Genomic DNA, 26,818 nt, shown 5'->3' with positions numbered 1-26,818 from the left:
ATGAAAATAACAGGCGTTCATCATGTCCAAATATGTATTCCACGAGAAAAGGAAGATGAAGCACGAGCTTTTTATGAAGGAATTCTGCAACTTGAAGAAATACCAAAACCAGAGGCTCTTCGAAAAAATGGTGGGATGTGGTTCCAATTCGGTCATCAACAACTACACATCGGAGTGGAAGATCAGATTTACAAAGGTAAACACCATCCCGCATTTTTAGTTGATGACCTCTTAAGCTTAAAGGAACATTTAGCTCTCCACCAAATACAGATACAAGAAGAACTCCCGATTCCGGGATTTTCTCGGTTTACGATAAGAGATCCATTCGGAAATCGGATAGAATTTATTCAGTCCTCTTCACTTTAATGGATTATCTTTGTTCTTTCCGTCCTCTGGTTCAACGTGAACTTGTATACTCTCGACATTATAAGCTTCTTTAATCGTGTCTTCTATCTTTTCTGTGATTTCGTGACTTTCCACTACATTAAGGGAAGGATCAACTTTAATCGTTACATCGATAATAGCTCGGTTACCGTGTTTACGAGCTTTCAGGTCCCCCACGTTCTCTACACCTTCAACATCTAGAATCTTGTGCTCCATTTCCTTGCCTTCTTCATAATCAAAGCCATCTGAAAGGTTATGGGAGGTTTCAGTGAAAATCTCCCAACCAGTTTTTATGATAATAAGGCCAACAAGAACGGCTGCTGCGGGGTCTAGCCAAGGTAAACCGATCTGTGCACCAAAGATTCCGACTGCTGCCCCAATACTAACAAATGCGTCTGAACGGTTATCGAGAGCGGCTGCTTTTAGCCCTTGGCTGTCTGTTTCTTTCGCCACTTTTATATTATACAAATAAACGATAATCATCACAGCCGCACCAAACAGTGCAATCAGGGCTGCCGTAAGAGAAGGCTCTGTTTCAACTCCGTTAAACATTTTTTTAATAGAAGAGATCAATACTTCTATTCCGATTACAACCATGATAAACGATGCAACCATCGAAGCAATCGTTTCTGCACGTAAATGACCGTAAGGATGGTCTTCATCTGCAGGCTTTCTTGAAATTTTCAGCCCTATTAATACGGCTATAGACGCTATTATGTCTGTAGCATTGTTTAATCCGTCCGCAACTAAAGCATCAGAATTATAAAAAAGGCCTGACACAAGTTTTACGATTGATAGAAAAATATATGCTCCTAAACTAAGATATACACCGCGTTCCACTCTTTTTTGCTGATCAGATTGCATTCTCTATTCTCCTTCGTTAAATAATACCTTTTACATCATAAAGAATGGTTTCCGGGTGGGTCTAGAGCAATCTTTTTCCCTATAGGAAACATTAATGTTCATAGATCATTTTTCTAGTCATCCCGCCATCGATCGTAAGATTTTCCCCGGTAATAAAATTATTGTCAGACTGCGCTAAGAATAAGCATGCCCTTGAAATATCAGCTGGCATACCTACTCTTTTTGAGAGATGTTGTTCATGATCAACTTCACGCAGCTCCTTATAATCTCCTGTATGAATCCAGCCGGGACTGATTGAGTTAACGGTAATATAATCATCCGTGAATGATGCAGCTAAAGCATGGGTTAAAGCGACAATTCCACCTTTAGTTGCAGCATATGCTTCTGAATGTGGTTCAGACATGGCAGCACGAGTTGAGGCCATATTGATAATAGATCCTCCACCTGATTGAGACATGTACTTTGCTGCTTCTCTTGAGAAAAGAAATACGCTTCTTAAGTTTGTGTTTAAAATGTCATCCCATTCATCTACTGATAATTCATAAGGAGACTTCCATTTTGAAAGACCCGCATTATTGATTAAACAATGAATATCACCTAATTTATTATGTGTTTCTGCTACTGCTTGAATGATTTCATCAGGATTCTTAACGTCACATGTTATCGCGATTGCATCCTTTTGAATTGATGTAACTTCAGACAATGTTGATTCAAGTTCATTTTTATCAAAGTCTATTAATGAAGGAATATAACCTGCTTTGGCAAAATCAATTGCGATTTGTTTACCTATCCCTTTAGCTGCTCCTGTAACGATTACAACCTTTGTATCACGGCTCATTTTTCATAACCTCCAGAATTTTATATGTACTACCCTATTCATTCCCCATACCTTATTATTTTCACACAAATTCATACAAAAATAGAATAGAAAAACTGCCGACAGAGTCGACAGCTTCACTATCACTTCTTTCTCCAAGGACCACATGGGCCACATGGCGGTGGGCATGGCGGGGGACAAGGTGCCATGATTGGTTGTACCGTTCCACAAAGGTTTTGCTGCGTTGCTTGGTTTACGACGTTCGTGTTCTGAGGGAAGTAATGTACATATTTGTAGTTCATCTGATTGACTTGAGTCGTTTGAGTTGGATGAATCATCGGAACATATACATCTTGCTGGTTATATTGAAATTGTTGATTCGTAGGACTATATTGTGCAGGCATAACTTGTGGAGGATAGTATTGAGACGGTGATACTGCTGGGTATCCACATCCACCCATCTGTGGCATCTGTTGCATAGCTCCCATCGTAGGCGCCATCTGTCCCATTGCTCCCATTGTAGGTCCCATTGCACCCATGTTAGGAACCATTCCCTTTTTGGCAAAAATGCCAGGGCGTTTAAATAAAGCCAAAAAAACTTTCTCCTTTCAAAACCTTATATCCTATTTCTCTATATTTTATGTAGGACGACTTAAAAAGTTCGTCCATTTATCAATAAGTATTTAAAGGATTTTGTAGAAATAAATCGAACTGTACTTGAAATACATATTATTTAAATATCATTCAAGAGGAGAGGAAAAGTTGAAACTTCTAATTTCGTTTTCAAACCGATTTATGCAAAGGTACATGCCCGATCCCTTTCTGTTGGTCATCTTACTGACGTTCTTCGTATGTGGCCTAGCACTATTTGCTACAGATAGCACCCCTGTACAGATAATCAATTATTGGGGTACAGGTTTTTGGAGTTTATTAACCTTTTCCATGCAGATGGTATTAATATTAGTGACTGGTCACGTTATGGCAAGCTCCCCGCTATTTAAGAAACTTTTAGGTTCCTTAGCAAAATTACCAAAAACACCTGGCCAAGCTATCATACTCGTAACGTTAGTAGCTCTTGTCGCATGCTGGATCAATTGGGGATTCGGTCTTATAATAGGTGCCCTATTTGCAAAAGAGATCGCGATAAAAGTAAAAGGAGTGGACTATCGGTTACTAATCGCAAGTGCTTATAGCGGCTTTATCATATGGAGTGGAGGTCTATCAGGTTCTGTTGTGTTAACGATTGCTACACCGGGACATTTTACCGAGAATATTATGGGTGTTGTTCCAACGAGCGAGACAATCTTTTCATCCTTCAACTTAATTATTCTAGCCGGCCTGTTCATGATGGTACCGATCATCAACAGATTAATGGTTCCACCGAGTGAAAAAGCGTTTGTCATCGATCCTGCTTTGTTAGAGGAAAAGGATTCTTTTGAAGCAGCAAGTAAAGAAGAAATACTTCAAACTCCTGCTAATCGACTTGAAAATAGCCAGTTATTGTCCATTCTCATCGGCTTATTAGGAATCTCTTACCTAGTCTATTATTTCACGAATAATGGGTTTGCCTTAAATCTGGATATTGTAAACTTTTTATTCCTATTTATCGGTATCATCTTACATAAAACTCCACGGTTATTTTTGAAAGCGGTTACGGATGCTGTAAAAAATGCTAGCGGAATTATTATTCAGTTCCCTTTTTATGCAGGACTAATGGGAATCGTGACTTCATCAGGACTAGTGGCTGTTCTATCCAATATGCTTATTTCCTTCTCAAACGAACATACTTTTCATTTATTTACTTTATGGAGTGCAGGTCTTGTTAACTTTTTTGTTCCTTCTGGCGGTGGACAATGGGCGGTTCAAGGACCTGTAATGTTAGAAGCAGCGCAAAACTTAGGTGTTTCTTTATCAAAAACAGCAATGGCAGTAGCTTGGGGAGATGCATGGACAAACATGATCCAACCTTTTTATGCCCTTCCTGCTTTAGCTATTGCTGGATTAAAAGCAAAAGACATCATGGGATACGGTCTTGTTATGATGATCATTACTGGGGTATTCATCTCTGGCGTGTTTTTGTTGCTGTAACACATTAAGGTGAACTAATATTGAACAAAAAAACCTCCTTATCGCTAAGGAGGTTTACTTATTATGTATGGTGACTCGAGAGGGGTTCGAACCCCCGACCTCTACCCTGTCAAGGTAGCGCTCTCCCAGCTGAGCTATCGAATCAATATCTTTGTCCAACAAAAATTATTATATATGCTTTTTAAGAGTTTTGACAACACTTTTCTTTAGGTTCAGCAAAAAATTATGTCTTTGCCGTTTTCTATGTATACACCGGGAGAGTATCCCGGCTGAATAAACAATTAGTTGAACGTACCTGCAGCAAGATCGCCGTCTTGTACACAAGTTACAGCTATAATGTCTTTACAGTTAACTAGTAAATTACGAGTAGCTGTACCAGTTGCGGTAGTTACTTCATAAGAAAGCACAACACAGCACTTCTTGTGTTCAAAACGTACAAATCTGAACAACGTAGGATCTGTCGTTCCATTCAAGCTTAATGGACCAATGCCTTTTAAAACGATAACAAGGAAGTTGTTTATGTTTTGGCTGCAAAAATTAATGTCGTCGGATAGATCACGAAAGAAATCACAAACACAGCTATCACATCCTCGTGTGTTATCATGCTTTGTACATTTCTCTTGTCCGTGGAATAAAGAATCTCCCATCTTTACTGACCTCCCATCCATTTATAAAATTAATCAATCTGTATACCAGATACTAAATAGCATATTAATTAATTTCGAAAATGATAGGATACTTGCCTATTAAAAAATAAATATGTGTTTACCTATGTTAAACACAAGATAGAACACCACACACTTTCATTTTTTATTAATAGATTATAGTATGGAATCTTTATAATGAGCATCGTCTTGCTATAAAAGTTTGTTCCGGCAAGGAGGTGAATCATATGGCGATTATCCAAAGTCGCACGCTTAGAAGTAGAATCATTCCTTTAGCGAGTGAAAATCTAGTAGATGTTTACATTACGGGTAATGCGGTAACGCCTTTTTTTAGTGTTTCAATTCGAGAAGTTGGTGGTAATTTCTTGCGCGTTTTTAACTTAGTTTCTGGTATTAATGCATTAATCAATCTGTTTGAAGTAGGAAGCATCGATAATGCAATAGGCGCCGGGGTAACTCCTGAAGTAAACAGTACAGATTTTAGAGCTCGTGTGATCGATTTTGCTAGAGTATTCACTGTGGATATTTATGTTCCGGGTCTAGCAGCAGCGTTTCTTACGAATGTTACAATAAGAGAGGTTGGATCGGATTATATTCGAGTGACGAATGCAACTGTTGACAGATATATTCCGTTCACAACAATTGCTGCAGTAGATCAAAATTCTATTTTAGTTACAACTAATACACCAACAGTTACAAGTCGTACTCTTCGCTCAGTGCTTATTACACTTGCTAACGGAGATGTAGTTGTAGATTTAATCGTAGCTGGAAGAGTGTTTCTTAATGTTCAGATTGATGAAGTACAATCTGATTATGCACGCATTAATAATACTGCCCAAACAAAATTCCCATTACTAGATATTGTTTCTATTGATATATTTTAATTGATAACAATATAAAAACACGCCAAACAATTAGGCGTGTTTTTTCTTGTTATTTAACCAATCTTCTCTTCCTCATCACGAATCTTAATCTCTTCTAGATCAAGGCGCTCCTGCTTATCTCGAAGTCTGTGTGCGAGTCGACTTGAGGCGTTGGCTGCAATACTTGCAACAAGATCATCCAAGAATGTATGCACTTTACCATTTGCTATCTTTGTATCTAATTTTTGAATAATACCCATCTTAAATTTGTCTAGGTGTCCAAAAGTTGTAACAGCTATAGAACCATATCCGAAAACGGCTCCAAGTGCGATTGTTTCATCTACCCCAAACAAACCTTCATCTTGTTCAACGATACTTTGAAGAGGTTCAGATAATTTCCTTTGTTCGGCAAGCATATCAAGTTCTACGCCAACAAGAATAGCGTGCTGAATCTCACGCTTCATCAGAACAGCATCGACACTCTCTATACACTCTTCTTTCGTTAAGCCAGGTGAAAATGGTATCTGCATTTCATATACAATCTCAGCGATTTCAGGAATTGTGACGCCTCTTTCATTCAACAGCCTTCTTGCCGCTGCTTCAACTTCTCGACTGTGCACTCTATTATTCAACAGACTTCACCTCTTCTTAATGTTCGATCTCTTTTGGCAAAACGAATTGATTCTTTCATTATATCATTATGTGATACAATAATACGAGTTGAATGAAAACGCTTATAATTTAAAGATCTGTCAGCACAGGAGGTACTTTTTATGGCCATACTTAAAGGTTCAATCACAGATGATAAAATATACAGCAACTACTTGAATGAAGAAATTAATTTGCTCATTTATTTGCCTGCAAAGTTTACTCCACTCGTCAAATACCCGATTCTAATCGCCCAAGACGGCAGAGACTACTTTCAGTTAGGAAAGCTGGCTAAAACCGCCGATCGTCTAATGGAAGAAGAAAACTTGCAGAGCTGTATCATTGTTGGTGTTAATCATAAAGGAATAGAAGATCGAAAAGCAAAATATGACCCAACCGGAGAAAAACATGAAAATTACATTCGTTTCATGGCTTTCGAGCTTACCTCTTACTTAAATGAGAAGTTTAACACGCTCCAACTTGGTGCGGGCATGGGCTTAATCGGAGATTCTTTAGGTGGCTACATAGCCTTTAAGCTTAGTATTCTGTACCCTAATACTTTTGGTAAAGTAATCGTACAGTCTCCTTATGTTCCTGAAAGCCTTATTGAGACCGTTGAATCCATTGAACAGATGCAAACGTTGACCATTTATCATTCTATCGGTGATGAAGAAGAACAATTTACGAACCCCGAAGGAGTAACGAAAGATTTTTTAACTCCAAACAGACAGCTTAGTAAGCTTTTGAACAATTTAGCTCTTGATTATGAATACGCCGAGTTTCAAGGAAATCATCTGTGGGTAAATTGGCAGAAAGACTTAATTCCCGCGTTAAGGTTTCTTTACAGCGACTAGTAACGGTGGGAAATAAATAGAATATTTGGTATACTAGTTCAAAAGATGAGGGAGGAAAAAATATGAAATACGGTATAGCTATTTTTCCATCAAAAAATCTACAAGATAAAGTGAATTCCTACCGAAAGCGGTATGATCCGCATTATGCCCTTATCGCACCTCACATTACTCTTAAGGAGCCTTATGAGGCAACTGAAGAAGAAATTCAAGAACAAATCTCTTATATTTCTTCTGTTGCAAAGAACATAGATCCGTTTTCTATCTTGATTAATAAAGTAGGATCTTTCCATCCTGTTAACAATGTTATTTTTCTAAAGGTTAATGAAGCTGATGAAATTAAATCACTGCATGAGCAGTTATATTCTGGTCCACTTGAACATCAACAACCATACAATTTTGTACCACATTTAACACTGGGACAAAAGCTATCTGATGAAGAACATTCAGACGTTTTAGAGCGCTTACGTATGATTGATATCGAACATGAAGAGCGAATCGATCGTTTCCAACTTCTCTATCAGCTTGATAACGGTTCATGGACAGTCTACGAAACATTTCGACTTGGAAAAGGAGTTTAATAAGATTGATTAAGACGTATACAACGAGCGAACAAGGCTTTCAGGATGCACTAGCTGTAAGAAAAGATGTTTTCGTTCGCGAACAGCAGATTGATGAAAAAGAAGAAATTGATAACAATGAAGATGTCTCCCTCCATTTTGTACTTTACGATGAAGACAAGCCGGTTGGTGCAGCTAGACTTCGTGAAGTGAATGGAGAAGGCAAAGTAGAACGAGTTTGTATCTTGTCTTCTCATCGAAAAAAAGGACTAGGAGAAGAATTGATGAACGCTATGGAAACAGCAGCCATCGAACGTTCTTTACCAAGCCTTATATTATATGCGCAAACTCAGGCAGAAGACTTTTATAAAAAACTGGGGTATCTCACAACCTCTAAAGAACCATTTCTTGATGCTAACATCCCGCATGTAGCAATGAAAAAAGCATTGAAATCGTCGTAGTGGCGATTTCAATGCTTTTATTGTTTATTCCCGTCTAATCTCGTCAAAACTGTACTATAAAACGTACGTTGAGGAGACTAAGGTTGATGGACATTCATGTGGGGCAATTGACAACCGAACTAATCGTAGGGTTTATCGCTCTTTTTTTATTAACAAAAGTATTAGGAAAAACGCAGATCTCACAAATAACACCTTTTGATTTTATATCATCAATTTTCTTGGGTGAACTCGTTGGAAATGCAATGTATGATGATGAAACTTCTATATTCGTCATCTTGTACGCCATTGTAATTTGGGGCTCGATGGTTTATGTTGTAGAGATTATTTCTCAAAAGTTTAAAGGAACTCGAAAGTTTCTTGAAGGCGCGCCAACTATCGTTATTCGTAAGGGACTCATTGATCGTGACATGCTAAAAAAGAGCAAATTGGATATCAACCAACTTCAAAACTTAGTAAGACAAAAAGGGTTTTTCGGATTAAGAGAAGTCGAATACGCCATTTTAGAATCTAATGGATCATTAAGCATATTACCTAAATACCAATATGGGCCTCCGAACAGGCAGGATTTGGACCTGCAAAGTCAAGAACAGCCAGAATTGCCGGTAACACTCATATTAGATGGTGAACTAAACCATGATAACCTTTCAACAGCTGGACTTTCAAAAAATAAACTATTAGAACTTATACAGGAACAAGGCTACTCTGATATAAATGAAATCGTTTATGCTGAGTTCTCAGAAGGTAAACTGTTAGTCATGCCTTGTACGCAGCCGAAAAAATAACGGGTATGCCACCAGTTATCTTATATACCGCACTTTTCTGCTCTAACAGTTGATTAACATGTGCAGAGATGGCCGTTCGAAACAATGAATATGCCCCTAGATTTGTCGGTTCAACCTCATACTTCGTCAGCATTGCCGCAACTATATTCTCAAACGAGATTCCAGAACCTCCTGAATGGTTAATTATATTATGTACTTCTGAGGTAATTGACTCTTGTATAAGGATGTTATCTTGAATCACATCCTTATACTCGGTTACATAATTCCCGTGACCAGGGACCATACCTTCCACATCAATCTCCTTTAGTTTCTCTAAAGTTTCTATGTTTTTACTGGTATCAACAATAAATGGGATCTTATGCTTCTGTAGTACATCTTTTCCTAAAAAAGCATCTGCAGCATATAAAGTACCACCGAATAAGATGCCATGTTGATTATAACTATGACCTGGAAGATGAATAGTTTGAACTTCAGAAAATGATTCTAAACTCCCTTCTGAGCATAATTCATCAACACGTATAGATGGTGCTTCTAGAAATTTATTGCGCATTTCTTTCAACGGGAAATTTCCTTGTGATAAATAGATGGGTTCTAAAATAGGATTTCTCATAATTGCTTCCTCTAGTGCAGGGGCGATTGTATGTACATCGACATTTTGTTGTATATAGAAAGCTCCTCCAAAATGGTCCGCATGTGCATGAGTAATAAATAGGTGGGTTAACGGTAGCTTTTCACTATGAAGTTGCTTTATCACTTTTTTGGCTGCTGATGAATCAAGTCCAGCATCTATTAACATTCCTTTGCTTTTATCATTATTAACGATATATCCAATGTTAACGGCACTCTTGAAATAATAACAGTCAGTCGATAGTTCAATAAATTCCATTATTAACACTCCAAATCGTTATGTATAGAACAAAAAAAGAAACCATTCATATGGTTTCGTTAATCATGATCCCTTTACCTTCCATCTCACTTAAGATTTGATCAAAAGACTTCTTTTCTTCCAATGTTAACCTCTTCTTTTGCTGAAATGAGCGTACTTCTTCATTTTGTATTGGAGGAACACTAGCAACAACAGGCAATCCTCTTTCAGCTTTTTCCATTCGACTCGCATATTGCAACTGCTGAATTGGTAGGTACGGCAAGATATAACCCATAGGTATCCTCTCCTTTATCATTACTTCTTTGTTTCTTACCCTATTTCTTCTATTTCTATGTTTTTTAAGTGTAATACTAAAAAAAAGAGCACTCTGTTGAGAGTACTCTAAAAAACATTTGGATTGCTTAGACCCAAGGATCATAGTGGCAGCCATTGCTTGAGCTTGAGCTGGAACTTGAACTTGAGCTAGAAGAAGATTCATGTTTTGAAGAAGATTCATGCTTTGAGCTAGATTCATGCTTTGAGCTAGACTCATGCTTTGAGCTAGATTCATGCTTCGAGCTAGACTCATGCTTTGAGCTAGATTCATGCTTTGAGCTAGATTCATGTTTAGAAGATGACTCATGTTTATGACTAGACTCATGTTTATGACTAGACTCCCATTTGCTAGAGCTTGATTCGCACTTTACCTTCTTTTCATGAATAATTACTTTGTCAGCTTTAATGATTACTTTATCAGCATAAACCTTCTTATGTTTTTTACGCTTCTTCTTCCTTCTACAATAATAACAATCTTCCATGTTACAACCTCCTCGTATAGTACATCATATGCAAGTCTGACGAGTTGGTTATAGGCTGTCTCACTAAAAGTTAATAGCTATATGGTTAACTGCTTTTGTTCGATAGTTTTGTTTATGAAAATAAACGAACGCTTCTACCGTAATATTTTCATCGATACCACTCTTAAACGGAATTTGAAAATCATCCAAAGAAAGTTTGTCACCACTATTAAACGTGGTTTCACGTAATGGACAGATCCACATCTCTCCCCGTTCTTTTGCTTTTTCCGCCCACTCATTATCCATGTACATCCAAATAGATTGGGTCATTTCTTCCTGTGAAGGTGATGCGATCAATGATATGATCTTCCCTTTTAAAGCACAAGCTTCAGCTGGTTGGAACCGAAAACATATATAAGGATTCTCTAATGTCTCTGTTCCAGTATTTTCGATAAAGAACGAACCTCTTATAAAGCCCTTCTTACCTTTTGTAAAAATTACTGAATAATCGAAATAGCATGCACTATTAAAGCCTTCTTTTTTCTGTGGTTCTGATTTACTACTATCAGCATCAAGCTCATCAAAGACCGGTTCAGACGTTCGGTTAATGTTGATCCTCTTTTCCATGCTTTTAATGCGTTGTTGATACAGATCGATCTGTTGATCTTTGTCGTTCATTTCATCTTGAATACTTTTCAACAATTCTTCGTAACTCTGCATTCTCTTTTCCATCTCATGTTCTTCTAACCTTTTTAATTTTCTTGTGAGTTCTTCAACTTGTTTTCTTAATTCTTGAAGTTCTTTCTCGTTCTCTTCAATTATTTTAAGGGATCGTTCATTGTTCGTCTCATTTTCAAGTCTTTCAATGGTCTCTTCAGCAAATACAAGCTTTTTCTCAAGATCAAGTGCTTTATCTTTGTAATAGTCCACTCTAGAAACGAGCCGCTCATAACTTAATTTATCCTTCGTCCCCATGCATCTTCCCCCTTGCATAATTAGGCTCTTTCCCTATTGTATGTAAGCTATTACTATTCGTTCACAATTTTTTCATGAACAAGAAAGACCTGCAGGCAATTGCCCCCAGGTCATTTCTATTCTTCAGATCCATTAATTATTGATGTTGGTAGCAGTTTTCGATAGCGATTTCTCCAGAATCTGCTTTTACAACACCCGTAGTAAATACTTTCTTTCCTGCTCTGTCAATAAGTTCTACCTCAAATTGATTTCCATCTGCTGTCTCAACAATAGCTAGGTTAAACTTATACTGTTCTCCAGAAGCATCCATCGTTCCTCTTCCTGAAACAGTTAATCTTAATCCACCAGCATATTCATCACAGCTGAGTGTATCTTGTGTGAATTCAGTAGCTGTATATCCTGTATCATTTAGAGATAATTGAAATCTGCTTCCTGACAGGTTGTAGTTCGGACAGATTTCAACGGATATCGTTGCTCTTCCAGTTTCTGTCGCTCCATCCTCTTCACACGTTAATCCGCTAGCAGTTCCTCGTGATCTACACAGGCAGCCTGGCCTGGGATATATGTCCGGGCATTGTTGTGGAAACACTACCTCTGGACACATTTCTCCCTCGCTTTCCTCTGCATTTAGGTCATTCTCACGAGGTGAGCAGAACTTCGCTAGTACCTCTAATTTAACTTCAGCCTCAACTTGAATATCAACACAGAATGTAATGTCTACTACGAATGAAGTTGGAGATGGACTATTCAACAACACAGTCCCTGTTGGGATGCGAGCAAAGATTTTAGTAATACGGCAGTATAAGTCTGTTCCATCTGGATAACACAAGACGAAAGATTCGAATACTGACGCGTTAACCAGCTGCTCTACAACGATTACTCCGTTACGGTCTACAACTTGAACTTTAATGTCCGTTGTAAAAAGTAGCTCTACAAGCTGCGCTTCAGCAAATCCCCCGTTAAGTGCTACTGTTACATCTCTCTTATCTCCAACTTGCTCGCATAGATATAATTCAGGGCATGCTTCGTTAGTTTCACCTGTTAGCGGAAATGCTGGAGGAGTTTTAGGTACTTTCGTAACCAATCTTAACGGTCTGCGTGAAGGATCATCCAATGCTTCTTCTATAGCTGCGATTTGTTCAGGAGTAAAAGAAACGGTCTTTCTTACGTTTAGTGTATCAGTCACCCAGTCGTAAACTTTCTGAACGCGGATACACTCATCCTGCAAGTGTTTATGATTATTTCCCATTGTTTCCCTTCCTTTCCTCATCATGATCTGAAGATTCCATACATACTATGGAAATAGAGTGGGTTATGACACAAGAACGAAAGCCTATTTTTATAGATAAGCGTTAAGGAGGAAGCTATCATGAGACCAATCTGGTATGAGAATCAGAAGGTATGTGAGTTATCATCTATAGAATATGAGGCTTTATGTCTTTTATTGCCTTATTGGGGACTACAGATCTCAGACGACGGAGAAACCATTACAGGAGCTCTTTCTACATTTATGTTTGGTATACAAGGGCTATCACAAAAGAAAGTTAAAGAACTAGATCAGCATTTAAGTCATACAGGAATTAGAATTACAACAGATGATCACGTGAAATGTGACCATCGTTTTTATGTAGATTTCCATAGCGGTCATCCTATGCCACTAGCACTGAATACACCTGAAAAACAACTGTACTATTTAAATCCTTCACCTACTTTCAGGTTGCCCGTTCAAGCCGGAATACACAAAGGGATAACATTAAAAAGAAAAGATGGACCTCTCTTCTTAGCAGTTCAGCCCTCCTATGAAGAGCAGATCGTAGAGTGGATTAGTTATTTAGTCATCCAAACCTTTTTACGTGTTTCATTTGAATCTCTTTCATCTGTATCAGAAGCAACATTCTTTTCATGTGCAAGCAAAATCTTAAAGCCTATTAATTCATATTTTGCAGCCGTTCAAATCCCAATAATAGACACAGTTGAAGAGAGACCAAATGCAGAAGTTAAACAGAAGCCACCAACTTCTTCTCCTGTACAAAATAAGAAAGAAGATCTCTTTTATGAAGCAACCGAACAGAAGCCTGTTAATAAAAGGTTAGATGCTCCAAAAGCGACTGTTCCGCAAATTCGACCTTTTTCATCAGCTGGTTCGCTCATTACAGACCAAATTCCAAAACCTTATGAGCACAGCAAAATATTATCAAGACATGCAAGTCCAATCAGCCCTTTCAAACCCAACCGTCCAACGGAAAAAACGATTCAACCTTTTAATAGGAATGCTTCTGATTCAAAGAAAACTTCCGTCATTCGTCCATTTCAGCCGAATAAGAACACCCCGTCCTCCGATTAAGAATATAATGGCATTGCGCCAAGATATTCAATTAAGAGGAGAGATCAGAAGTGAATAAAGAAGATTTACAAAAGCTTTATGCTGAAATCAAAACAAAGAGATTGAACAACGCAGGAAAGAATCAGTCTTTAATTAATCCCCCTGTAAAAAAAGGCTGCGGTTCATGTGGCAAAGTAACGTGGAAACCTAATAAATCTAACTAAAAAGCTGACACCCTCAGGGTGCAGCTTTTCCTTTAAGAGATATATTTTTTGGACACCAAGTAATTAATGACTTGTTCTGCACATTCATTTACTCCAAGAAGGTCTGTTTTTACAATGATCTCAGGAGAAACAGGTGCTTCATAAGGATCAGAAATACCTGTAAAATTCGTGATCAATCCTTCTCTCACCTTTTTATAAAGTCCTTTTGGATCTCGTTTTTCACATTCTATAAGACTGCAATCTATATAGACCTCAACAAATTCTTCCTTAGACAATAAACTTCTAACTGCATCTCGATCTGCAGCAATAGGAGAAATAGCTGCAACTAAAACAATGGTGCCACTTTCAACAAATAACTTGGTTACTTCTCCAATTCTTCTGATGTTCTCCGTTCTTGCATCTTTAGAGAAAGAAAGATCTTTATTTAATCCGTGTCTAACATTATCTCCATCAAGTAACATAGTACTGTGATTCCTTTTGTATAACATTTTCTCGACTTCGGAAGCTATTGTTGATTTTCCAGAACCAGATAGACCTGTAAACCAAAGCACAAAGCTCTTATGACCATGAAGTTTCTGCCTCATTTCCTTGGTCACATTATGCTGTTGCCATGTAATATTTTTATCTTCTTGACTCAATTGTTTAGCCTCCATAACGTTTTATATAGCATAATAATCCCGTAATATTGTAATGACTTCACTCCTGCTAAAATTAGTTGGAATCGCCTCGTTATTTTTAAGCATTTCTCTTACTCTTGTTCCTGATAAAGTAAGTCTGTCCTTTTCGTCATGGGGACATGTTTTGATAGTGGCCATAGCTCCACATTTCGTGCAATAAAAACTATTCTCAAAGAATATTGGGGTTATTCCTATCTCCTCTTTTTTAAACTCTGCAAATATATGCTGCGCATCATAAGGGTCATAAAAATTTCCGACGCCGGCATGATCTCTTCCTATTATAATATGGCTGCATCCATAATTTTTTCTTATGATGGAATGGAAGATCGCCTCACGAGGACCCGCATATCTCATCGATCCAGGAAACGCACTTAACAGAACACGATTATTTGGATAATAATGTTGAAGAAGTGTCTCATAAGACTTCATTCTAACTTCTGCAGGTATGTCATCTTGTTTCGTCTCACCGACTAAAGGATGTAATAAGAGCCCGTCCATTTGTTCAAGAGCTGTTTTCTGTAAATATTCGTGTGCACGATGAATCGGATTCCTTGTTTGAAAACCAACAATTTTTTCCCAGCTATTCTTATTAAATTGTTCCCTTGTTTCTTTAGGGTCTAAATAATACGAAGAACCAACTTTTCGAGGAGGTTTGTTCACCAACGTAACTCGTCCGCCTACGTACCAGCTTCCTCTATTCATTACATTGCGTACCCCTGGATGCGTTTGATCCTCCGTACGATAGACCTGTCTTGCTTCTATAAGTTTGTCAGGTTTAAAGATATCCGTAATTTCTATTTTTCCATAAATCGTATTTTCATAAATCAGTAACGCTTCTTGCTGTTTTATTAATTGTTTAGCTTTTTCTTCAGTAACAGGTAATGTTATCGGTACACTCCAAGGAAGTCCGTTAGATAGCCTCATATGATGTACAACAGCTTCGTAATCAGCTTTATTCATAAATGAATCAAGTGGACTAAAAGCACCGTTAGAAAGACATTCTAAATCTGATAAACTGATTGGATCTAATTCAATTTTAATTTGTTTTTCATTGTAATCGACGTTAGCAAACTGTCGATTAACTAAACTTCCACCATGAGGAAGAAGGAGCATCGATTTCACCTCAACTATTAATCGATTAGCTCTTGCTAATCATTACTAGTGTATGAAGGTTAGACAAGTTTTGTGAGTGTATTCACATTAGGTGCTTTTGAATGTAGTTGGTTTCCATTTCAGGATCTTTCCGCGGGGACATGCGGTGAGCTTTCTTGGCGCTCTGCACGACTAGTAGTCACCTGACAACTTAATCCTGCAGGAGTCTTACACCTTCCACTCTAAAACCTCTAATAATAAGTTAGTGGAACAATGTAAAATTTTTTACCAAAATAACCAGTCCCATTTATGAATAGATGAATAGAATGCTTGTATCGCACTATGACATTATCAATCATAGAGTAATTGAACCTAGGAGGAACTTTAGTGAAAGTAGGCGTTGTACTCCCCGTATATCATCAAGAAAGGGAGTATATTTTTGAATGTATAGAATCAGTAGAAAAACAAACTTTTCGTGATTTTAAACTCGTAATCGTACTGGATGGACCTAATGATGAAACGGTCTCTGCAATAAAAGAGGCTAGTATGCTTTTAACCATTCCATATGAGATCATTGATAGAAAGATCAATCTTGGAATCTCACCTACATTAAATGAAGGCTTCGAACTTCTAAAAGATTGTCCTTATCTGACATGGATCTCCAGTGATAACAGACACGATCCAAACTTTTTAGAGCGGTTAGTCGATACGATGGATCAAGCATCGAATGAAACGGTTTTGGTGTATTCATTTTATCGACGTATTGATCAACATGGAACTCCAATCACTTATACAAAAGCATGGTACGAATATGTCGAGCATTTTATGACGAGAAAGAAAGAAGAGATTTTCCAGAATTGTTTCATTGGCGCTTCCTTTTTGTTCAGGAGTGAAGCTTTTGTAAAAGCAGGAGGCTATCGCCAAGATTTTCCTAACGTACAAGACCATGATTTTTGGATTCGCTTGCTGCAACATGGCGACTTTGTATTGCTTCGTGAATATATTATGGAATATCGTTTTAATGGACGATTTGCACTAACAACAAACATCCCACCTGAACAACTGACAATGGAAAGTATGGCTAGCAGTATTGATGTTCAAAAACGTATCGGAAAGATTCCAAAAGTAAGTATTCTTCTTTATTCACATAACCATGTTAAAACGATCGACCATGCACTGAGCAGCATTCTTCAACAAACGTTAAGCGATATTCAAATCGTTGTAGTGGATGACGGTTCTACTGATTTCACTCCTGATTCTATTCATCTAACTCACGACTTCAGAATGATCCCCTTGTTGTTAAATCATCGCGGAAAAGCTGAATCCATGGAAATCGCTCTCGATTACTGCATCGGAGAGTATGTTCTTTTTATGACCGGCGAAGACTGGCTTGACCCACAAGCGCTCGAGCAAATGGTGTTAAAGATAGAATCCTTACCACCAAAAACAGATCTGTTGGTTACAAATCATAAAATTTGGTACGATCGCCGAGATCGATTGTTTCCAGGACCTATTATCCAAGGAACTCGATACGGGAAAGTACCATTAAAGAAAAACACTCAACCCTATGCTGTACTTTACAAGTTGAACGCCATATACAAAAATTTGAGCGGTGTTTCAAATGATCAGGTTATAAATCACTTTTATAGTCAGCATGCTAAAGCTGATAATGTGCATTGGATGAATATGGCTCTATATCATAAAAGAATGAAGTAAAGAGAAAGCGTCCCCATCAAAGGGACGCTATTTTTTGTGTATTCTTTTGTTATATTAACTAATGGATCTGTAGAAAGAAAGAATTTGCATTATTGACATTTCTAACGGATAAACTTTTTCCCATTGGAGATCTTGTATCTGCTTTGAGTTCATAAGATGGGGACTTTTGTCTGGATAATCGTTAGTCTCTATAATCGTAAACTTCTCTTTCGTTAGCGTTTGAAAGATATCTGCGATCTCTAACAAGGTTGTCATCTTGCCTGACCCTATTTCATAGGTTATATTCTTAGATCCTGCCTTCATAAGAATTTCATAAGCACATATCGCATCTCTAACATCTAAGAACTCTCGTTCGTTTTCAAGATGGCTGATGCTGATAGAACCGTGATTACCTGAGGATTCCATTTGAATAATACGATTTGCTAAAAAAGAAACGAAACCAGGGGATCTGCCTGGTCCGATTAAATTACATGGTTTTGCTACCATAACTTGAAGATCGAATAGAAGTGCCCATTCCGTCACAAGTTCTTCTTGATGTTTTTTACTCACACCATAGGGATGATTGATTCCTGAAAGTGCTGAACTTACAATAACTGTTCGGCATGATGGAACTTCTTTACGAATTGCCTCTAGCAAATAAAGGGTACCGAGTACGTTGGCTTCAATTGTTGATACAGGATCATTCCATGATTGTGGTACAGAATTTACACCTGCCAAATGCAAACAAAAGTGAGGCTTATACGTGTTAAAGATCTCGCAAACTTTTTCTTTGTCTAAAAGATCACATGTTACTGAACGCACCTTCACATTAGATACCGAACTCCTTGAAATCCCAACCACTTCATATCCTTTATCAACAAAATGTTGACACGCATGAATTCCTGTAAATCCTGCTGCACCCGTAATTACTATCCTTTTTTTCATTTCAACCAATCTTTTAAATCTTTTACCTGTTTTTCGTAAGATGCCACTTTAAATTCAGAATCTAACCTCGTGTTAAAGAGTGTCCGATCTAATCGTGGTTCCGTATGCGGAATAATATCAACGTCATCCTTTTGAAAGGTATTCTTGATAATCTTCAAAAGTTCATACTTTGAAAGAACCTCTGGAGCGGTTAGGTGGTAAAGTCCTGTAATCGGATTACTGATGGTATGATCTATAAATTTAGCAAGTTCTAATGTTGTCACACCGTTCCATTTCACATGAGTGAAACCTTTGATGATGCCTTTCTGTTGAATAAACCAATGGAATAGACCGATACCATTCTTCAATTCGGGACCTATAATAGAAGTCCGAATCGTTAGATGTGGTTTTGTTTTAATTTCTCCAAGCTGCTTGGTTTTGGCATACATCGTCAATCCATCTGGTACAGATTCCTCGTTGTAATTACCTTGGTGACCACTAAACACGCAATCAGTACTGATGTGGATCAGTTTTCCTCCATAAACATTGAGCTGTTTTGCTAACTCGTGTGGAAGTAGGCTATTAACCAGGATTGCTTCTCTTTGATGGATGGCAGCATACTCATTTAATAGCCCAATGCAATTAATAATTAGATCTGGTTTATGTTGCTGCACAATTTCAGCAATTTGCATTAAATCCGTTGCATCAAGTTGAATATGTCCCTCCGTCCCATCTCTAGAAGTCAGAAGGAGCTCATGTGTTGTATTCTTTTTGAAATAGGAGGCGATTATATGACCAGCCATCCCATTCGCCCCTAAAATCATAATCTTCAAGACAAAAATCCACCTTCAACAAGCATCTTATGAATCTCTTCCTTCGTCATTAGATCAGTCTCAGAACTATAACTTTCAAGCTCTACTTTTTCATAAGCAGCATAGTGCTGATTCAAACCTTCAATATCGATAGTCGGTAGAATAACAAAGTATTCATTATCAAAAAGAACGGTTGTTGCACTTTCGTATTCAGATAAAAGAATTTCATGAAGCTTTTCTCCTGGACGTTTTCCGAGCTCGATCATCTTTACGCCTTTTTCTCCTGAAGCATCAATTAGAACTTGTGCTAGATCTGTAATTTTGCACGTAGGCATCTTCATAACAAAGATCTCACCGCCTACACTTTCATAAGTGGCTTTAAACAGTAAACTGATTGCTTCCTCTAAGGTTAAGAAGAATCGTGTCATCTCAAAGTCAGTAATGCCCACTTGACCTTTGTTCTTAATCTGACTTTTAAAAACATGAATAACGCTACCATTCGTGCCTAAAACGTTACCGCCTCTTACGCAGACAAATCGTGTATGCTTACTTAAAAGGTTTGCATGAATGATTAATTTTTCACCGATCGCTTTCGTCATTCCGTAAAGATTAGAAGGATTCGCTGCTTTGTCAGTTGATATATAAATCACTTTCGTTACCTTATGATGAATAGCGGTTTCGATTACGTTTTGTGTTCCTTGAATATTGCTCTTTAATGCTTCATAAGGCTGGAGCTCACAGATTGGTACATGCTTTAATGCTGCAAGATGATAGATATAATCAATACCTTCACTCGCTCTCATTAAAGAATCCTTGTCTCTTATATCACCAATCATAAATGTAAGCTTGGGATTATAATCAAACTGTCTTTGCATCGCTACTTGACTTGCTTCATTACGCGAGAGGACGATTATTTCTTTTGGTTCTTTTGGCAAAAGCTGTTTAACTAGCTCATGACCCCAAGATCCCGTGCCCCCCGTAATTAGAATTCTTTTATTAAACAATACTATTTCCTCCTAAAATAAACTTTACAACTCGATCTGAAACATCAAGATCTCCATAGCCTTCTGGAATGGACCATGGCTTCTTCTGCTTTGTCATTACTTTTACCGATGCTAAAATTTGTTTTGCTGAAACACCAGATACACAATTACTGCCACACTCGACGGTTTCTGGCCGTTCGGTACTATTTCTCATCGTTACGGTTGGCACTTGGAACAAACAGCATTCCTCCTGAACGGTCCCGCTATCTGTTAGGGCACAAAATGCGTGCTTTTCTAGCTTCACAAAGTCAAAAAATCCAAAGGGTTCATGAAATTGTACAAATGGGTGCATCTGTAACGTACTGCTCTCTAGAATCCTTGATTTCGTGCGTGGGTGAATAGAACAGATGATTGGCATTTTAAAATGTTCAGCAACTAAATTTAGACCTGTTAATATTTCTTTTAAATGAACCTGATTGTCCACGTTTTCAGCACGATGGGCTGTGACCAACATATAATTTCTTTTGGAAACATTTAATTTTTCTAGAATATTGCTATTATCAATCTGTTCTTTAAATTGAGTTAACACTTCATAGATCGGGTTACCTGAAACCATGATTCGGTTAACAGGAACTCCTTCTCTGATTAAGTTCTCTCTGCTGTATTTGGTATACGGCAGATTAAATGTAGAGATGGCGTCAATTACTTTTCTGTTTTTTTCTTCAGGTACATTCAGGTCAAAACATCGGTTTCCCGCTTCCATATGAACGACCGGTATATTCAACCTTTCAGTCACGATAGAAGAAAGAGCGCTATTCGTGTCACCTAGAACCAAAACTTTATCAGGCTTCTCATGTAACAATATTTTCTCTAGCTCTGAAAACAGATGGGCAATTTGATTTCCGAAAGAAAATTGTTGTTTCATTAAAATATAGTCTGGCTTTCTGAGTTGAAACTCTTGGAAAAACACGTCATTTAATGAAGGTGTGAAATTTTGTCCTGTGTGAATTAATACATGTTGATCTGCTAATTGATCTAATTTTTTGATGATCAAACTTAGGCGTATAATCTCTGGTCGTGTTCCAAGAATAGTTACTATTTTCAATGAAACTCTCCTTCCTTTTATAAAATTAAAACTTTATATTAAACTATGATTGTTTTCTTAACATGGACTAGACCCCTACCCTGTTCAAACAAAAAAAGGCACCCCTTCAAAGTGAGTGTTTAGAACATCTTTCCTATCGATTCATACAATGGCTTATAGAATTTAAAAGGAGTCACCGTATGATCACAGCTAAAATTTTGTTTGTTTTTTATCTTCCTAGCGGTGGGATGGAAACATTGAACCGTCAGCGCTGCAAAGCACTTAAGAATCATGGGATCGACTGTCACCTTCTCTACTTACAGAACGGTACAGGTTTGCAGAACATTACAGAGATTCCCACGTATATCACAAATGACGATGCTGAAATAAAAAGAATAATAATGGATGATTTTAATGCAATCTTTGTTTGCTCAGACATCGGCTTGCTTCAGCGAATACGAAAGCTCGGATTTACTGGTAAGCTTTTTTATGAGGTGCAAGGGTTGGGTAGTTACCAAAACGCTAAAAAGATTTTACTTCAAGCAAAGCCAAACGTTGAAACTTACTCTAACGGAATTCTTTTTCCAAACACGCCTCATTTAATCAACTTGATTCATGCCAATTATCCTTCTACACCTAAATATTGCTTTCATAATTGCTTTGATAAAGATGAATTTCGTTATGTTTCAATGGGAAAACCGAACTTTCCAATCGTTGGTTGGGTTGGAAGAATTGAAGAGAATAAGAATTGGAAAGACTATTTAGAGTTTTCCTTTCGCTTCTTGAGACACAAACCCCACACTCAATTTTGGATGTTCATAGACGATACGTTAGGAGACCAAAAGGAACGAATGAAGTTTAATAGATTGGTTACTAAGATGGGTTTAACCAATTCATTAGTACTGCACGCGAATATTCCACATAAACAGATGGCAAACTACTTTTCTATGATTGGGGATTCCGGAGGATTCTTATTATCAACTTCTAAAGTAGAAGGTTTCGGGTACGCGGTCATTGAGGCGATGAGTTGCAGATGCCCCGTTCTCTCTTCTGATTCGGATGGAGTAAAAGCTTTCATTACTCATAATCAAACAGGTAAATTTTATACGAATAATAGAATTGAAACGGCTGTACCTGAGGCATTAGAGCTAGTGAACAATGATAGTTTGCGAAACAGCATTATAGAGCAAGCTTATAAGCATCTGGATGTGTTTAACCTAGATACGTATGCTCAGGAATTTATTAATATCTTAAAGTAAGCTGTATAAAATAAAAAAGCTCCTTAATGGGGCTTTTTTTACATGTTTTTAATTCGTTGTACAATCTGTTGAGTCATCTTTCTTTTATATCTCTTAGAGACAAGCTTAACTTCCTTACCGATTGATGATTTACGTATCTGTGAACCCATTTCACTGTGTACGCGATAATGAGTTAAAGGCTGATTATAATGATAAAACTTAATGTCAGAACAAAGAACGCGTAACCAAAAATCATAATCTTGCGTACTCGGAAGCAGCTCATCAAAGTATCCTATTTTTTGGATAAGCTTTTTATCCATCATAACTGTGCAGCCATTAATTACACAGCTTCTTCTCATGACTTTAAGAAACGCCAAATAATCAGTGTTGTCAAAACCAAGAGTTGAACTGGTAAGAACGTTATACTCATTCATAAGTCTGAAATTCGTACTGCTGATAAGTGCTCCTACTTGTTTCATATAAGCTACCTGGAGTTCTACTTTCTTTGGAAGAAACATGTCATCAGAACTTAACCAGCAAATAAAGTCACCACTGGCAGCTTTTATACCAGCATTTAATGCACTTGCCGTTCCACCGTTTGGTTTTGAGAGGATAGTAACCCGATCTCTATACGGTTCTAGTTTCTCGTTGTGTTGAAACGATCCGTCGTTCACGACAATGATCTCAATATTATTGTACGTTTGATCTAGCGCACTTTGTATGGCATGTGAAACATAAGTACAGTTGTAAAAAGGGATAACAATTGACACTTTATCCATTTAACATTTCCTTTCAAGAATGGTTTGTATTTTGTGTATCATTTCCAGAGCTCGTTTGCTGGATGTATGTCTCTCATGAACCATCTTATGTCCTTGTTTGGCAATAGCATCTCGTTCCACAGCATTACTTAAATAATAATGAATTTTTTCTTTATAGTTATTGAAATCAATTTGTACGAATGTTTGGCCATCAATAAACCCAAGCTCCTGTAATTCAGGTGAACCTGGCGCCAGCAGCAATGTTTTTGATGCCAAAACTTCGAAATACTTCAAAAGAGGATAATGATAGATCGAATCGCAAGTAATAAATAACTTTGCAGCATTAATTTGTTTTGCATAATCATTGCCTGAGATAATATCTTTCTCGTGCGTTTGAATATCACGATATCCGGGGTGCTTAAACGTTTTAAATCCACTTAAACTCTTCATCTCTTGCATGATCGTGGCTCTAAGAGGATAAAGATGTGGATAGTTTGCACCTACCATCAAAAGGTCTGTTTCTTTCGTAAGTTGATAATCTTTAAATACATGTTCATTCACATGATGTGGGAACCAGTGCACTTTATATGATAATGAAGGAAACATATTAATAAATGCTTCTTTATAATGAGGAAATAAAACCTTAAAGCAGTCTAATTTCATTATCCTTTCACGAAGTCTAGGTTTATAATGCAGATCGTGAACAATCATCCCTGAAGGTATCTCCAAACTCTCAAGTCCACTTATGAAAGGACTATAGTTCTTATGGATATCATTAAATAATATGAAATCAGGTTTCCTTTGAACGTGTGCAAGAATATATTGTACAGAAGCATGTTCACTCCATACTTCAACATTCATGTCTCTTTGAAGTTGTTGATACAAATAGAAACTTGATTTTTCAATAAATTGACTAGTGTCTTTTGTGATAAAGAGTATGTTTAACTTGCTCATTTGTTGACCCTTTCAAAAATAAATTGAAAAGACTTCATGTAAACATGAAGTCTTCGTGTTAGATTAAAGCTCGATACCTACAATATCTACTAGACGAATATAATAAATTGAACCCGCGCCAGATCCTGCACCAGAAAAAATCACAAAATCCGTTTCCACAGATACAACGGTTACACCGAATAGGTTAGTTTCTTCACATTTTGTAAACACTTGAGTTATTACAATGTTTTGTCCTTGCATATTTGCAAGCATGTTTCTAAGAATAACTGCCAATATTTGCACCCCCTCAGTGAAATGATGAATTATTAAACAAGCGGATCGTCAATAGTTACAATCTTATCGATTGGTACTAAGAATCGGTTTGCACCTTGTGCTAGGACAATGAAATCAGCCTGTACTTCAATAATGGTTACATTTGATAAGTTAGGATTACCATCTGCAAATTGTGGGTCTAATACATAAACTAGATCCAATTGGGTTACATTTCTCGCAGCTTGAATCAATCTCGCTCTTAGGTTTTGTGTTCCAAAAATCGCCATATAAATCTTTCTCCCTTCAGGAATAAAACAAGCCAGCTAAAATTTGTACTAGCTTTATATATAGATATGAAAATTCACAAGTTGTGCATAGATGAATCGACTAGTAAATGAGCGGAAATTTTAGAAGTTTAGAAGAAAGGGCTAATAACTATTTATAGAAGATTGGGCATTAACTAGGTACATGTCTCATGCAAATAATAGCCTGCTTTAATATAGTATATTAACCCTGATGAAACGGTCAGGTACATGTATCTAATCTATAAGGAGGCAATTTAATGTCTAGCCTATTTAAAGGATCTTGCTGTGGTGGAAATGGAGAAGCTGCAGGTGGATCACGGACAAGAAACAAGTCTTGTGTGTGTGAGTTGTTAAATAACATCGCAAACACAAACGGTAATTTCTGCAGCATGGCTGCTCAGCAACGACTTCTAATTGTATTGAAAGGTGCTTCTACACCATTATCTCTTGGTGGAGAAACTACACCTACTATCTTTACTCTAGTACGTTTTGACGACGACAGCAGCTGTGCAGTATTCTCTTACTTGGATGCAACGACTGGTTTAAACCAAACGTTCGTTATCGACTGTCGCTGCATTTGTGGTATCGTATGCGTACCACAAACTACTACTAACGGAAACGGCGGCGGAGTAGCTCTAGGTTAATAGAGACTGCAATTACCAAACGCTCTACCTTCCCATTGAGAGCAAGGTAGAACGTCAAAAAAACCCCTTCGGAGCCCATTGTGAGCCTTCGAAGGGGTTTTTTCTATTAATTATCGTGCAATCGTGTTATAACCACTGTCCACGTGTAGAATCTCACCCGTAATTCCACGAGCGAGATCACTCATCAAGAACAGTGCAGCATCTCCGACTTCTTCTTGCGTATTTGCTTTTCGAAGGGGTGATTTTTCTTCGATCTCTTTTAATACAGAGTTAAAGTCACCGATTCCTTTAGCAGCAAGAGTACGGATCGGTCCAGCTGAAATGGCGTTAACACGGATTCCGTCTTTACCTACATCACTTGCAAGATACTTAACACTTGCGTCTAGAGAAGCTTTTGCAACACCCATTACATTATAGTTGGAAACGACTCTTTCACCGCCAAGGTATGTAAGAGTGACGATGCTTCCACCTTCTGTCATCAATGGACGTGCCTCTTTTACTACTGCAGTTAAAGAGTAAGATGAAATATTATGAGCAAGAAGGAAACCTTCACGTGTTGTGTTTAAATACTCGCCCTTTAATTCTTCTGTGTTTGCAAAAGCGATACAATGAGCAAGTCCGTGGATCACGCCAACTTCTTCTTTTAATGTAGCAAAAGTCTTTTTGATTTCTTCATCATTCGTAATATCACAAGGAAGGACGATTGAATCATTTCTTCCAAGGGACTCTGCTAAATCACGTACATTTTTCTCTAATCTTTCGCCTGCATATGTAAATACTAGACGCGCACCTGCATTTGAAAGAGATTGTGCAATTCCCCAAGCAATACTTCTCTTATTCGCAACACCCATTACGACAAATGTTTTATTTTCTAATGATAGTTGATACATATAAAGCTTCCTCCCCATCGTTCAGTTCATTTTTATTTATTAGTATTTGTTATTAGTACCAAGTCCTAATTAGTATAACAGAAGTAGAGAGGAAATTCACTATTAACCTTTACTAGTCTGAATATCTTTCACTTCATACCCACATGAATCACAGCGATAGATTACATTTTGATTCGATTGAGCGATTAATACATCTTTATTTAGATCATGGTCTTTTCCGCATTTTGGACAATGAACAACTGGCATCATATCGTTTCAACTCCCTAGTTTTTATATTTACTCTTAGCATGCACATTTTTCTAGTAAATTAGGCTAAATCTTATTAACTGCATACAAAAAACGT

Annotated in this window: 33 protein-coding genes and 1 tRNA gene; 12 read left to right on the top strand and 22 right to left on the bottom strand. The window is 37.5% G+C overall.

All coding sequences use genetic code 11. The annotated features are described in order from the left end of the window. The gene (locus I5J82_RS04895) at nt 1-366 is read left to right on the top strand and encodes a VOC family protein (RefSeq protein WP_198766911.1); all 366 of its coding nucleotides are present in this window, start codon (nt 1-3) and stop codon (nt 364-366) included. Here I5J82_RS04895 and I5J82_RS04890 read toward each other — a convergent pair. The 3 genes from I5J82_RS04890 to I5J82_RS04880 all read right to left on the bottom strand — a co-directional run bounded on the left by I5J82_RS04890 (nt 358) and on the right by I5J82_RS04880 (nt 2,658). Further along, complete coding sequence (locus tag I5J82_RS04890; RefSeq protein WP_198766910.1) at nt 358-1,248, bottom strand: cation diffusion facilitator family transporter; 891 nt, start codon at nt 1,246-1,248, stop codon at nt 358-360. The genes I5J82_RS04895 and I5J82_RS04890 overlap by 9 nt on opposite strands. 91 nt (nt 1,249-1,339) lie before the next feature. Beyond that, on the bottom strand, nt 1,340-2,086 hold the full coding sequence (locus I5J82_RS04885) for an SDR family NAD(P)-dependent oxidoreductase (RefSeq protein WP_198766909.1): 747 nt from the start codon (nt 2,084-2,086) through the stop codon (nt 1,340-1,342). Between the two features lie 122 nt (nt 2,087-2,208). Next, nucleotides 2,209-2,658, bottom strand: a complete 450-nt coding sequence (locus I5J82_RS04880) for a CotD family spore coat protein (RefSeq protein ID WP_233096411.1) — start codon at nt 2,656-2,658, stop codon at nt 2,209-2,211. A gap of 169 nt (nt 2,659-2,827) precedes the next feature. Between I5J82_RS04880 and I5J82_RS04875 the strand changes: the two genes are divergently transcribed. Beyond that, nucleotides 2,828-4,153: a short-chain fatty acid transporter gene (locus tag I5J82_RS04875; RefSeq protein WP_198766908.1), complete on the top strand. Its 1,326-nt coding sequence runs from the start codon at nt 2,828-2,830 to the stop codon at nt 4,151-4,153. A gap of 68 nt (nt 4,154-4,221) precedes the next feature. Here I5J82_RS04875 and I5J82_RS04870 read toward each other — a convergent pair. After that, nucleotides 4,222-4,297: transfer RNA gene (locus tag I5J82_RS04870), tRNA-Val, on the bottom strand. Nucleotides 4,298-4,434: 137 nt separating this feature from the next. After that, the gene (locus tag I5J82_RS04865; RefSeq protein WP_198766907.1) at nt 4,435-4,800 is read right to left on the bottom strand and encodes a hypothetical protein; all 366 of its coding nucleotides are present in this window, start codon (nt 4,798-4,800) and stop codon (nt 4,435-4,437) included. A gap of 383 nt (nt 4,801-5,183) precedes the next feature. On the opposite strand from I5J82_RS04865, the gene I5J82_RS04860 reads away from it, so the two are divergent. Then, a complete protein-coding gene (locus tag I5J82_RS04860; protein WP_198766906.1) occupies nt 5,184-5,702 on the top strand; it encodes a hypothetical protein in 519 nt (172 codons plus the stop codon). Nucleotides 5,703-5,755: 53 nt separating this feature from the next. Here I5J82_RS04860 and I5J82_RS04855 read toward each other — a convergent pair whose 3' ends face one another. Then, nucleotides 5,756-6,313: a phosphatidylglycerophosphatase A family protein gene (locus tag I5J82_RS04855; protein WP_198766905.1), complete on the bottom strand. Its 558-nt coding sequence runs from the start codon at nt 6,311-6,313 to the stop codon at nt 5,756-5,758. Nucleotides 6,314-6,454: 141 nt separating this feature from the next. Between I5J82_RS04855 and I5J82_RS04850 the strand changes: the two genes are divergently transcribed. The 4 genes from I5J82_RS04850 (at nt 6,455) to I5J82_RS04835 (ending at nt 8,983) form a co-directional block, all read left to right on the top strand. Continuing rightward, a complete protein-coding gene (locus tag I5J82_RS04850) occupies nt 6,455-7,183 on the top strand; it encodes an alpha/beta hydrolase (RefSeq protein ID WP_198766904.1) in 729 nt (242 codons plus the stop codon). A 62-nt stretch (nt 7,184-7,245) separates the two neighbouring features. Next, nucleotides 7,246-7,761, top strand: a complete 516-nt coding sequence (locus tag I5J82_RS04845; protein ID WP_066393216.1) for a YjcG family protein — start codon at nt 7,246-7,248, stop codon at nt 7,759-7,761. A 5-nt stretch (nt 7,762-7,766) separates the two neighbouring features. After that, entirely contained in the window at nt 7,767-8,201 is a 435-nt protein-coding gene (locus I5J82_RS04840) for a GNAT family N-acetyltransferase (protein ID WP_233096410.1), read from the top strand. An 86-nt stretch (nt 8,202-8,287) separates the two neighbouring features. Next, nucleotides 8,288-8,983, top strand: coding sequence for a YetF domain-containing protein (locus tag I5J82_RS04835; protein WP_198766902.1), 696 nt, complete (start codon nt 8,288-8,290; stop codon nt 8,981-8,983). Here I5J82_RS04835 and I5J82_RS04830 read toward each other — a convergent pair. The 4 genes from I5J82_RS04830 to I5J82_RS04815 form a co-directional block, all read right to left on the bottom strand. Next, nucleotides 8,955-9,869: an MBL fold metallo-hydrolase gene (locus tag I5J82_RS04830; protein WP_198766901.1), complete on the bottom strand. Its 915-nt coding sequence runs from the start codon at nt 9,867-9,869 to the stop codon at nt 8,955-8,957. The genes I5J82_RS04835 and I5J82_RS04830 overlap by 29 nt on opposite strands. 46 nt (nt 9,870-9,915) lie before the next feature. Then, nucleotides 9,916-10,509: a hypothetical protein gene (locus tag I5J82_RS04825; protein ID WP_198766900.1), complete on the bottom strand. Its 594-nt coding sequence runs from the start codon at nt 10,507-10,509 to the stop codon at nt 9,916-9,918. A 220-nt stretch (nt 10,510-10,729) separates the two neighbouring features. Continuing rightward, on the bottom strand, nt 10,730-11,620 hold the full coding sequence (locus I5J82_RS04820) for a hypothetical protein (protein WP_198766899.1): 891 nt from the start codon (nt 11,618-11,620) through the stop codon (nt 10,730-10,732). Nucleotides 11,621-11,756: 136 nt separating this feature from the next. Next, a complete protein-coding gene (locus I5J82_RS04815; protein ID WP_198766898.1) occupies nt 11,757-12,869 on the bottom strand; it encodes a BMQ_0737 family morphogenetic spore coat protein in 1,113 nt (370 codons plus the stop codon). 120 nt (nt 12,870-12,989) lie between these two features. Between I5J82_RS04815 and I5J82_RS04810 the strand changes: the two genes are divergently transcribed. Together I5J82_RS04810 and I5J82_RS04805 are read left to right on the top strand one after the other, a co-directional pair. Continuing rightward, nucleotides 12,990-13,964, top strand: coding sequence for a hypothetical protein (locus tag I5J82_RS04810; RefSeq protein ID WP_198766897.1), 975 nt, complete (start codon nt 12,990-12,992; stop codon nt 13,962-13,964). Between the two features lie 50 nt (nt 13,965-14,014). Beyond that, nucleotides 14,015-14,167: a hypothetical protein gene (locus I5J82_RS04805; protein ID WP_198766896.1), complete on the top strand. Its 153-nt coding sequence runs from the start codon at nt 14,015-14,017 to the stop codon at nt 14,165-14,167. A 32-nt stretch (nt 14,168-14,199) separates the two neighbouring features. Here I5J82_RS04805 and cysC read toward each other — a convergent pair whose 3' ends face one another. Together cysC and sat are read right to left on the bottom strand one after the other, a co-directional pair. Beyond that, nucleotides 14,200-14,805, bottom strand: a complete 606-nt coding sequence (cysC, locus tag I5J82_RS04800; protein WP_269819561.1) for an adenylyl-sulfate kinase — start codon at nt 14,803-14,805, stop codon at nt 14,200-14,202. Nucleotides 14,806-14,826: 21 nt separating this feature from the next. Continuing rightward, nucleotides 14,827-15,957: a sulfate adenylyltransferase gene (sat, locus tag I5J82_RS04795; protein ID WP_198766894.1), complete on the bottom strand. Its 1,131-nt coding sequence runs from the start codon at nt 15,955-15,957 to the stop codon at nt 14,827-14,829. A gap of 366 nt (nt 15,958-16,323) precedes the next feature. Here sat and I5J82_RS04790 point away from each other — a divergent pair, with 366 nt between their 5' ends. Continuing rightward, the gene (locus I5J82_RS04790) at nt 16,324-17,652 is read left to right on the top strand and encodes a glycosyltransferase family 2 protein (protein ID WP_198766893.1); all 1,329 of its coding nucleotides are present in this window, start codon (nt 16,324-16,326) and stop codon (nt 17,650-17,652) included. 54 nt (nt 17,653-17,706) lie between these two features. Here the strand turns inward: I5J82_RS04790 and I5J82_RS04785 are convergent, their stop codons facing one another. The 4 genes from I5J82_RS04785 to wecB are packed head-to-tail and all read right to left on the bottom strand — an operon-like array spanning nt 17,707 to nt 21,455. Next, nucleotides 17,707-18,576, bottom strand: coding sequence for an NAD-dependent epimerase/dehydratase family protein (locus I5J82_RS04785; RefSeq protein WP_198766892.1), 870 nt, complete (start codon nt 18,574-18,576; stop codon nt 17,707-17,709). Beyond that, nucleotides 18,573-19,379, bottom strand: a complete 807-nt coding sequence (locus tag I5J82_RS04780) for a dTDP-4-dehydrorhamnose reductase family protein (protein WP_332873677.1) — start codon at nt 19,377-19,379, stop codon at nt 18,573-18,575. Before I5J82_RS04780 ends, I5J82_RS04785 begins: the two co-directional genes overlap by 4 nt. Before the next feature lie 5 nt (nt 19,380-19,384). After that, nucleotides 19,385-20,371 carry a polysaccharide biosynthesis protein gene (locus I5J82_RS04775; protein ID WP_198766890.1) on the bottom strand — a complete coding sequence of 329 codons (987 nt, stop codon included), beginning with the start codon at nt 20,369-20,371 and terminating at the stop codon, nt 19,385-19,387. Further along, the gene (wecB, locus tag I5J82_RS04770; protein ID WP_198766889.1) at nt 20,364-21,455 is read right to left on the bottom strand and encodes a non-hydrolyzing UDP-N-acetylglucosamine 2-epimerase; all 1,092 of its coding nucleotides are present in this window, start codon (nt 21,453-21,455) and stop codon (nt 20,364-20,366) included. The genes I5J82_RS04775 and wecB overlap by 8 nt, the downstream gene beginning before the upstream one ends. A gap of 179 nt (nt 21,456-21,634) precedes the next feature. Here wecB and I5J82_RS04765 point away from each other — a divergent pair, with 179 nt between their 5' ends. Continuing rightward, the gene (locus I5J82_RS04765; protein ID WP_198766888.1) at nt 21,635-22,693 is read left to right on the top strand and encodes a glycosyltransferase family 4 protein; all 1,059 of its coding nucleotides are present in this window, start codon (nt 21,635-21,637) and stop codon (nt 22,691-22,693) included. Nucleotides 22,694-22,731: 38 nt separating this feature from the next. On the opposite strand, the gene I5J82_RS04760 is transcribed toward I5J82_RS04765, so the two are convergent. The 4 genes from I5J82_RS04760 to I5J82_RS04745 form a co-directional block, all read right to left on the bottom strand. After that, nucleotides 22,732-23,451, bottom strand: a complete 720-nt coding sequence (locus I5J82_RS04760; protein ID WP_198766887.1) for a glycosyltransferase — start codon at nt 23,449-23,451, stop codon at nt 22,732-22,734. Beyond that, nucleotides 23,452-24,384, bottom strand: a complete 933-nt coding sequence (locus tag I5J82_RS04755) for a glycosyltransferase (RefSeq protein WP_198766886.1) — start codon at nt 24,382-24,384, stop codon at nt 23,452-23,454. Between the two features lie 63 nt (nt 24,385-24,447). Next, nucleotides 24,448-24,657 (bottom strand): hypothetical protein, encoded by a 210-nt coding sequence (locus I5J82_RS04750; protein WP_198766885.1) that lies wholly within the window; start codon nt 24,655-24,657, stop codon nt 24,448-24,450. 32 nt (nt 24,658-24,689) lie between these two features. Further along, complete coding sequence (locus I5J82_RS04745) at nt 24,690-24,923, bottom strand: hypothetical protein (RefSeq protein WP_198766884.1); 234 nt, start codon at nt 24,921-24,923, stop codon at nt 24,690-24,692. A gap of 275 nt (nt 24,924-25,198) precedes the next feature. Between I5J82_RS04745 and I5J82_RS04740 the strand changes: the two genes are divergently transcribed. Continuing rightward, the gene (locus I5J82_RS04740; RefSeq protein WP_198766883.1) at nt 25,199-25,585 is read left to right on the top strand and encodes a hypothetical protein; all 387 of its coding nucleotides are present in this window, start codon (nt 25,199-25,201) and stop codon (nt 25,583-25,585) included. A gap of 110 nt (nt 25,586-25,695) precedes the next feature. On the opposite strand, the gene fabI is transcribed toward I5J82_RS04740, so the two are convergent. Together fabI and I5J82_RS04730 are read right to left on the bottom strand one after the other, a co-directional pair. Continuing rightward, entirely contained in the window at nt 25,696-26,475 is a 780-nt protein-coding gene (gene fabI / locus I5J82_RS04735) for an enoyl-ACP reductase FabI (RefSeq protein ID WP_066393169.1), read from the bottom strand. A gap of 102 nt (nt 26,476-26,577) precedes the next feature. Then, nucleotides 26,578-26,724: a hypothetical protein gene (locus tag I5J82_RS04730; protein ID WP_198766882.1), complete on the bottom strand. Its 147-nt coding sequence runs from the start codon at nt 26,722-26,724 to the stop codon at nt 26,578-26,580. Nucleotides 26,725-26,818 lie beyond the last annotated feature (94 nt).

The organism is Fictibacillus halophilus, assembly GCF_016401385.1.
In the GTDB taxonomy this organism is placed as follows: Bacteria; Bacillota; Bacilli; order Bacillales; family Fictibacillaceae; genus Fictibacillus; species Fictibacillus halophilus.
Note: the sequence above shows the minus strand (reverse complement) of the source record. Positions and strands in the feature narration are given on the sequence as shown.